General features: G+C 66.4%; 11 protein-coding genes and 2 tRNA genes. 3 read left to right on the top strand and 10 right to left on the bottom strand.

The genetic code is table 11. The annotated features are described in order from the left end of the window. The first annotated feature begins 5 nt into the window (after positions 1 to 5). The 3 genes from RMO40_RS13280 to RMO40_RS13270 all read left to right on the top strand — a co-directional run bounded on the left by RMO40_RS13280 (position 6) and on the right by RMO40_RS13270 (position 1570). Positions 6 to 81 (top strand) — tRNA-Gly (locus RMO40_RS13280). Positions 82 to 148: 67 nt separating this feature from the next. After that, a tRNA-Cys gene (locus tag RMO40_RS13275) sits at positions 149 to 222 on the top strand. A 202-nt stretch (positions 223 to 424) separates the two neighbouring features. Beyond that, the gene (locus tag RMO40_RS13270; protein ID WP_309721886.1) at positions 425 to 1570 is read left to right on the top strand and encodes a tyrosine-type recombinase/integrase; all 1146 of its coding nucleotides are present in this window, start codon (positions 425 to 427) and stop codon (positions 1568 to 1570) included. On the opposite strand, the gene RMO40_RS13265 is transcribed toward RMO40_RS13270, so the two are convergent. The 10 genes from RMO40_RS13265 to RMO40_RS13220 form a co-directional block, all read right to left on the bottom strand. Next, positions 1530 to 1766, bottom strand: a complete 237-nt coding sequence (locus tag RMO40_RS13265; protein WP_309721883.1) for a hypothetical protein — start codon at positions 1764 to 1766, stop codon at positions 1530 to 1532. The genes RMO40_RS13270 and RMO40_RS13265 overlap by 41 nt on opposite strands. After that, positions 1753 to 1965 (bottom strand): hypothetical protein, encoded by a 213-nt coding sequence (locus tag RMO40_RS13260; protein WP_309721876.1) that lies wholly within the window; start codon positions 1963 to 1965, stop codon positions 1753 to 1755. The genes RMO40_RS13265 and RMO40_RS13260 overlap by 14 nt, the downstream gene beginning before the upstream one ends. Next, positions 1962 to 2513 carry a Gp49 family protein gene (locus RMO40_RS13255; protein WP_309721873.1) on the bottom strand — a complete coding sequence of 184 codons (552 nt, stop codon included), beginning with the start codon at positions 2511 to 2513 and terminating at the stop codon, positions 1962 to 1964. The genes RMO40_RS13260 and RMO40_RS13255 overlap by 4 nt, the downstream gene beginning before the upstream one ends. Positions 2514 to 2694: 181 nt before the next feature. Further along, the gene (locus RMO40_RS13250; protein ID WP_309721870.1) at positions 2695 to 2976 is read right to left on the bottom strand and encodes an excisionase family DNA-binding protein; all 282 of its coding nucleotides are present in this window, start codon (positions 2974 to 2976) and stop codon (positions 2695 to 2697) included. After that, complete coding sequence (locus RMO40_RS13245; RefSeq protein WP_309721868.1) at positions 2976 to 3248, bottom strand: hypothetical protein; 273 nt, start codon at positions 3246 to 3248, stop codon at positions 2976 to 2978. Before RMO40_RS13245 ends, RMO40_RS13250 begins: the two co-directional genes overlap by 1 nt. Positions 3249 to 3253: 5 nt before the next feature. Next, positions 3254 to 3574 carry a hypothetical protein gene (locus RMO40_RS13240; RefSeq protein ID WP_309721865.1) on the bottom strand — a complete coding sequence of 107 codons (321 nt, stop codon included), beginning with the start codon at positions 3572 to 3574 and terminating at the stop codon, positions 3254 to 3256. 107 nt (positions 3575 to 3681) lie between these two features. Continuing rightward, positions 3682 to 4164, bottom strand: coding sequence for a single-stranded DNA-binding protein (locus RMO40_RS13235; protein WP_309721889.1), 483 nt, complete (start codon positions 4162 to 4164; stop codon positions 3682 to 3684). Between the two features lie 11 nt (positions 4165 to 4175). Next, a complete protein-coding gene (locus RMO40_RS13230; protein WP_309721862.1) occupies positions 4176 to 5321 on the bottom strand; it encodes a hypothetical protein in 1146 nt (381 codons plus the stop codon). Positions 5322 to 5329: 8 nt separating this feature from the next. Beyond that, the gene (locus tag RMO40_RS13225; protein ID WP_309721859.1) at positions 5330 to 6226 is read right to left on the bottom strand and encodes a YqaJ viral recombinase family protein; all 897 of its coding nucleotides are present in this window, start codon (positions 6224 to 6226) and stop codon (positions 5330 to 5332) included. Then, the gene (locus tag RMO40_RS13220) at positions 6223 to 6918 is read right to left on the bottom strand and encodes an ERF family protein (protein WP_309721856.1); all 696 of its coding nucleotides are present in this window, start codon (positions 6916 to 6918) and stop codon (positions 6223 to 6225) included. The genes RMO40_RS13225 and RMO40_RS13220 overlap by 4 nt, the downstream gene beginning before the upstream one ends. Positions 6919 to 7020: the final 102 nt, after the last annotated feature.

Here is a 7020-nt window from a genome sequence, read left to right as displayed (position 1 = left end):
AACATGCGGGATTAGCTCAGTTGGTAGAGCGATACCTTGCCAAGGTATAGGTCGAGAGTTCGAGTCTCTTATCCCGCTCCACATTTCAAAGACAGGGAAGCTGCGGCTTCCCTTCTTTTTGGCTGAAAATAGCATCAGGTCAGGCCACGGCGCGATAGCAAAGCGGTTATGCAACGGATTGCAAATCCGTCTAGCCCGGTTCGACTCCGGGTCGCGCCTCCACCAAAAGCCTGTTAAATCAGGCACTTACGAAGCCCCGCCAGTTGGGGCTTCGTCGTTTCCGGGCCTCGGATGGCCTCGAAACCACCCCGAATAGGCTCGCTTGCGTGGTTTAACCACGCATGGATGTCCGTCGGGTCCGTCAAGATGAGTGACAACTGGCCTCGATCTGGCTACCCTCTGGTTCCCGACGAAGGAACCCGACATGGCAAGCGTGCGACGCACACCGGCCGGCGCGTGGGAGGTGACGATCCGCCACCGCCTGCTGCCGAAGGCCAGGTATTTCACTTTCAGCACCGAACAGCAGGCCCAGGAGTACGGCAGCCAGGCCGACCAGCTGCTGCAGCGTGGCATCGTGCCCGAGGGCCTGCGCCCGCCGATGCTGCCAACGCAGGGCCTGGCCAGCGTGCTGCGCGCCTGGCTGGCCACCGGCAAGCCCGCCACCACCGACCGGCCCGTGCTCGAGCTGCTGATCGAGGAGCAGGGCCGCGTTGCGCTGGTGGACGTCACGATCAGCTGGGCCGAGGCGTGGATACAGTCGCTGAAGGTGCAGCGTAACCTGGCGCCCGGCACCATCCGCAAGCGCGTGGGCTCGCTGCGCCGCGCGCTGGACTGGCACCTTCGCCAGCACCCGGCGCTGCAGTGGAGCAACCCGCTGCGCCTACTGGCCAGCGATTACTCGGTCTACAGCCACGAGGATGAGAAGCTGACCAAGGAGGCCGGCGGCGAGGCCAAGCACGACGAGGAGCGCGACCGGCGCCTGAACCCTGGCGAGCTCGAGCGCATCGAGGCCGCGCTGGCCGGCGTCAAGCGGCCAGACCGTGAGCGTGGCCTAGAGCCCGACCCGGCGTTTCACCTTCTGTTCAGCTTGGTGCTTCACACCGGCGTGCGGCTGCGCGAGGGCTACCGGCTGCGGTGCGCCGACGTGGACCTAGCGCGCTGCGTGCTGACCGTGCGCAGCTCGAAGCAGCGCCGCGGGCGGCAGAAGATCCGGCATGTGCCCATCCGGCGCGAGCTGCACGCGCAGCTGGTGCCGTGGCTTGATGGCCGCACCGGCCTGCTGCTGCCGTTTTGGGATGGCGACGACACCCAGCTCGATGCCGTGACCGGCCGGCTGTCGGCGCGCTTCGCGTCGCTGTTCAGCTATGCGGGGTGCGGGGGCCTGACGGAGCACGATCTTCGGCACGAGGCCACCTGTCGGTGGCTTGAGGCGCGCGATGCAGCTGGTGGCTGGCTGCTGCGCGCCGAGGAGGTGCCGCGCATCATGGGCTGGGCGCCTGGCAGCCGGATGATGGAGCGCTATGCCAGCTTCAGGGCCGAGGATCTGGCAGAGAGGCTTTGGGCTGCATGACCTCCAGCTCTAAGCCGAAGATGCCATCCACCAGCGTGACTTGCAGCTGGAAGACTCTCTCGCCCATCCGGTTGATCTGAGCTTCTTGGATGGCGGCCTTGAACTTCCAGCCGGGGAATGATTCCGCGATCAGTCTCGCCAGCTTCGGCTTGAAGTCGCGCTCAAACCGCACGCGCTCGGTGTCATAAGAGATCATCGCTGCTGCCCCTGCGCAGCGGCGGCGGCTCGACGTACTCTTGAACGAGAAAGTCTTGGCTGCGCCACAGGCGCGCGACGGGGGACGACTGCAGGTGCAGTGGCCACTCGGTTCGCGCCACCAGCTGCAACGTCTTTGGCAGCTTCGCGTTCAGGCGGGCCAGCTCGCGCCGCTGCTCGCGGGTTGTGTCGATCCTCATACGTTGCCAGCTTCCGCAGCTGCCGCCAGCTCGCGCGCCTGATCCACCAGCTCGCCCAGGCCGCGCTGCTGCCGGCCTTCGGCGGTGTTCAGTGGCATGGTCAGCCCCGCGTGAGCGCGTGCACCACCACCACGGAAGACAGTCATGGTGCCATTGCTGGGCGCCGACACTGGCGCCGCATTGGCCAGCTTCTCCTTAAGCGCGTAACCCATCAGCGGCCAGATCTTCTGCACCGCGTTTGCGCGTGCGATTTTCTTGCCCAGCTCGGGGTCGAAGTTCTCGGGGCTGGCGCACGCACTCTCGCCGGTGACGGTGAAGCCGTTGCGCAGCGTCAAGACGCAGAGCGTCAACAAGCTCAGGGGCACCTGATCGCAGGCGCGCACCAGGTTGCATGTGCGGTCGGCGGCTTCGAGGGCCGTGAAGAAGTAGGCCGACAGGATGCTGTCTGTGATGTCGTCAGGCGTGACGCGCGGCGCCGTGAGGCCCTTGTCCTTGATCTCTTGCTCGATGGCGTTGTCGTCGGTGCGGGGGGATTCGATGCGGTTCATGTTCAGCTTTCAAGGTGGGGGCACCAGGCCCCCGGTTGAAGATCAGTGACGCGCGATCAGGTGCAGCTGCCCATGTGCAGCATGATGTCGGCCTGCAGCCCGGTGCGCACCTTGGCGATCAGATCCAAGCATGCGCAGCGTGTCTGTGAGTGGTTTGCTCATGGTTCCTCTTTGGGTTGAATCAGGTCAAAGGTGGGGCAGCACGGCGCCGCGTGGGCAGCACCGTGACACCCCAGGGCGGCAACGCTGTTGTCGGCGTGATGGCGGCCTGGCCGCGGCGCTTCTCGGCTTCTTGCAGCGCCAGCTCGTTGAGCCGCGCGTCGAGCGCAGCGGCGGGGATCCGCCCGCGGCGCCCGAACATCACCCCGGGCAGGACGCCCGATTGCAGCAGATCCGTGACAGACACGGCCGTGCAGCCAAGCAGCTCGGCCGCGTCGTCGGGTGCCAGCAGCTGCAGGTGCATTACGGGCTCTCGGCGCCGGTGGCTTCGACGGCCTGCTGCTCCAGCTCGGCCGGGTCGATGTTGGGCACCAGCTGCGCCGCCATGCGGCCGTCGGGCAGCTCGCCCACGGCCAGCGCCAGGCCGCCCAGATCGTGTTCTTCCACGATCAGCTGGCCGCCCAGCTTGTGCACGGCCAGTGCCAGCAAGCGGCGCAGCAGCTCGATCGACTCGGCCGCGTTGAGCTCTTGCGCGTCCTGCGCATCGCAGGCAAAAGGTTTGTTGTTGTCGTCCATTTGGTTCAGGTGGTTGCGGTTGAAGGTTCGGTGACGTGGTGGGCTGCCTTGTGGTGAGGCGGGCACAACCAAGTGACCAAGAGAGGAGCGCCGTAGTGCGGGTGATGCGCGTGGGCCTTGTCGCCGCAGACTTCGCAGGGCCAGGGCGTCAGCCGACCATCGCGCACGGCATTGCCGACGGCGACCTGCGCAGCACGGCCCTCCGGGTGCTTGTGAGCCCACGCGCGGGACACGCGGCTGGCGTGGGCTACCCGCGAGGCCGTCTTGCTGCGGGCAGCGTCGTAGGCGCGCACCTTTTCGACGTTCATCGCGCGGTGACTTTTCACGTCGGCTCTCGCGCAAACCTTGCACTTGTTCAACCGACCGTCGGCCATTGCTGGGTGAGCGTAGAAATCACTCAGAGGCTTGATGCAGCCGCATTTGAAACACGGCTTCATCGCACCCCCCTGTAGCGTTTCATCTTGCGCTGCGCCAGCGTGGCCATGTCGAACGATGGGCAGGACGAGGCAAAAGGGATGTCGTCGTCCATGTCATCGAAGGCGCCCTTCGCGGCGGGCGGCGGCGGGCGGCGCACGGGCGGGGGTGGCGGCGGGGGCGGTGCGGCCTCGCGCTGGCTGGGGCTGCCGGCCAGGTCCAGCGATGTGACGCGGCCGACCAGCTTTGTCTGCGGCGTGCCGTCAGCCTTGTTGTAGGCCTCGAGGTGCACGTCTTCGAGCGTGACGCTGACCATGCCGCCTTTTTGCAGGTACGCCTCGACCGTTTCAGCGCGCTTGCCCCACATCGACGCATCGACCCAGGTGGTTACCTTCTCCCGCTTCACGAAGACGGTGAAGGCCAGAGACATGCCCAACACGTTCTTGCCGTCTGTGGTGGAGCGCATTTCAGGATCCCGGCCCAGTCGGGCCAGGCCAAACATTTGGAGTGACATCAGATGCTCTTTTTCAGGTTGGAGACATGGGCCAGCAGCGCGTCGAGGATGTCGCGCCACTGGGAGGGGTTGAACAAAGGCTCGTCGCCGTCGGTGGCGCTGGGCGAAATGCCCAGCACGTTCGTGATGAACTGGCGAGACAGCGGGAAGCCCAGCAGGGCCTCGATGTCGCCCAGCTCGAGGTACAGCGGCATCGGCGCCTCGGGCATCACTTCAACGTCAGGCAAAGGCACGCGCGCGACGATGACCTCGGGCAGCTCGACCTCCCCCAGATCCGGGTCGGCCTGCTCGACCGCGGGCAGACTCTCGACAGCGTTGACTGTCTCGATGGCTGCGCGCAAGGCTTCTTGCTCGGCGACAGCCCGCGCCGCGGCCAGCGCGTCCGCCTGGCGCTTCAGCTCTGCCTGCTGCGCCTGCAGCTGCTTGCGCTGCTCGGCCAGCTCGGCCGCGACGCGGGCGTTCTCGGCGCGCTGGCGCTCGCGCTCGGCGTCATCGGCCTCGCGCTGCGCTGCAGCGTCGTGCATGGTTCGCAGCACGCTCAAGGTCAGGCCGCGTGTTTCTTCGGCGGCGCCGGCGAATTCTTCCCACTCGGGGCCGAACGTCATGGCCGTGAGTGCGACGATGCCCTTGGCGATGGTGGCCGACGGCAGGCCGGCCGCAGCCTTGGCGTAGCCGCGGATGAAGTCCAGCTGCGCGTTGAACTTGGCCGCGCGCTCGGCGGCCAGGCGCTCGCGCTCGGCCTTTTCTGCAGTCTTGCGCGTTTCCTCGGCCTCGATCTGCGCGTGGATGGCGTCTTCGGTTGGGCGCGTGATCTTCACCAGGCGGTCAACCTCGTCGGCCATGACGCGCTTGAGATCGTTCACGTCGGCCTTCACGCGCTTCTCGGCGCGTTCGACCATGAAGCGGCCGTTCTCGCGCAGATCCAGCCGGGCCGCCTTGGCTTCGGCCAGGCCTTTGGTGCTGGTGACGTCAAAGGCGACGTCGCGGTACTTGGCGGCCAGCGTGGTCAGCGTGGCCTCGGCGGCCGCGAACTGAGCCAGCACTGTGGCCTTGATGCTGACGGGCGCCAGCATGGCGGGCGGTGCGATGGTGGCCGGCACCGCAGCGCGCGGCTCCTCGATGGTTGGGAGAGGGGTGTCGTACATGATGGTCCTCAAGCAAAAATGTTGTCAGGCAGGGCTGGGGCGGCCATCGGCGCAGGCTGGGCCGGCTCGACGGACCACGGGGGGGTGCTTTCGGCGGGCGCCGCTGGTTCGTTCCACGGCAGGTTCATCGCCTTCAGCAGCATCTGCTCGTTGGCGTCGACCAGCCGCTCGAAGGCCACCACATCGACTTCCAGCGCTTCAATCGCCGCCTCGTCGCGTGGCAGCACGAACTCGCGCGAGAGCTCGGGCAGATCCCACACATGCAGGTACAAGCGCACCCCGGCGGCGGTCAACAGCCAGGTGTTGAAGGTGCACTGTCCAAGCCACTCGCTGATGTCGCCGTCCAGCACGGCCTTGAACAGCAAGTCACTCGAAACGATCGTCTTGCACTCCCACAGCCACGGGCGCGGCCCGGGGTCTGGCATGTGCACGATGCCGTCCACGCTGCAGCCAAAGCGGCGGTCGCTGGTGTATGCAAACCCCACCTCCTCGACAAGAAAGCCGGTGCGGTCTTCGTAGGCTTCGCGGGCCTTTGGTTCTTCGGCTGTACCCAGGCGCATGGCCGCATTGGTGTAAATCTCCAGCGGCTTGCCGCCCACGCGCTCGCGCGCCAGGTCGCGGGCTTTCAGGAGCGCGGGGGCGCTCCAGACAAACGGCAGTTCGCCGCGAATGGCCTGTTCCACGTTCTCGCCCTTGGGCTTGGCCTTGTATTCAGCCAGCTCCATCGCCGCCGCTTCGCTGTATCCCGACTTGCGGGCGTTGACGTAGATGCGCTGCTGCTTTGTGAGGCCGTCCGATCGGTCGCGCGCAATGTCGGCGATCGAACCAGTGACACAGCCACGGCGGATCTCGAGCCATTCATCGCTGCCCTGCGGCGCCAGGCTCCACTCAATGCTGGCACTCATGGTGCACCCCGCTTCAGGTTGATGCGGTGCTCGACCACGGCCTTCTTGAAGGCGTCGGAAGCCGCCTTGTCGCCGGCCAACTGCACCTTGTGGGTGTTCCAGTACGAAAGCGCTGTCGCGTCAGTCGTCATGGCGCCCAGGCCAACCAGCAGCGCGCTGATGTCGGCGTGCCTCGCGCCGCCCTGGCCGTCGTCGTCGTCGTCCTGCTCGCTCAGGCCGGTGATGGCCTTGGCGGTGTAGCGCTCGAGGTAGCTCACCGTGCTGGCCCTTGCCTGGATAGCGTTCTTGGCGCCGCCGGTGTCGGGCGGGCCACCCATCGATACGGCGTCGATGTGGCCAGCCTCATGTTTGAGCGTGCAAGTCACTTCGAGCCAGTCGCGCTCGTCTTTCGTGATGCGCCAGCTCATGCTCAGGCCGTGCTTTGAGAGCGCGGGCGTGATGGCGTTGACGACAGCATGCAGCTCGGCGTAGCTCTTGCCCTTCAGCGGGCCGTCCGTGACCTTGCGGTTGCGCACGATCTTGACGGCCTCGGCCTTGAAGGCAGCAAAGGCAACGTTGTAGGCCGCGCGCGCCACGTCAGCATCGTGGCGCTGCTTCAGGTCCATCAAGCGCTCGAGCTTGTCGAGGTCCGCGCCCTGCTGCACTGCCAGCTCGAGCAGTCGGTCGGCCGTGGACACGGAGCGAACCGGCATCGTTGCGACCGCAGTGGGTGTTGCTTCAATGATGTCGGTGCTCACGGCGCACCCCCTTCATACAGGGCTGAAGCGACCCAGACCAGCACCGCCAGCGCGATG

The sequence above is a fragment of the Rhizobacter sp. genome (assembly GCF_031412075.1).
GTDB lineage: Bacteria > Pseudomonadota > Gammaproteobacteria > Burkholderiales > Burkholderiaceae_C > Rhizobacter.
Note: the sequence above shows the minus strand (reverse complement) of the source record. Positions and strands in the feature narration are given on the sequence as shown.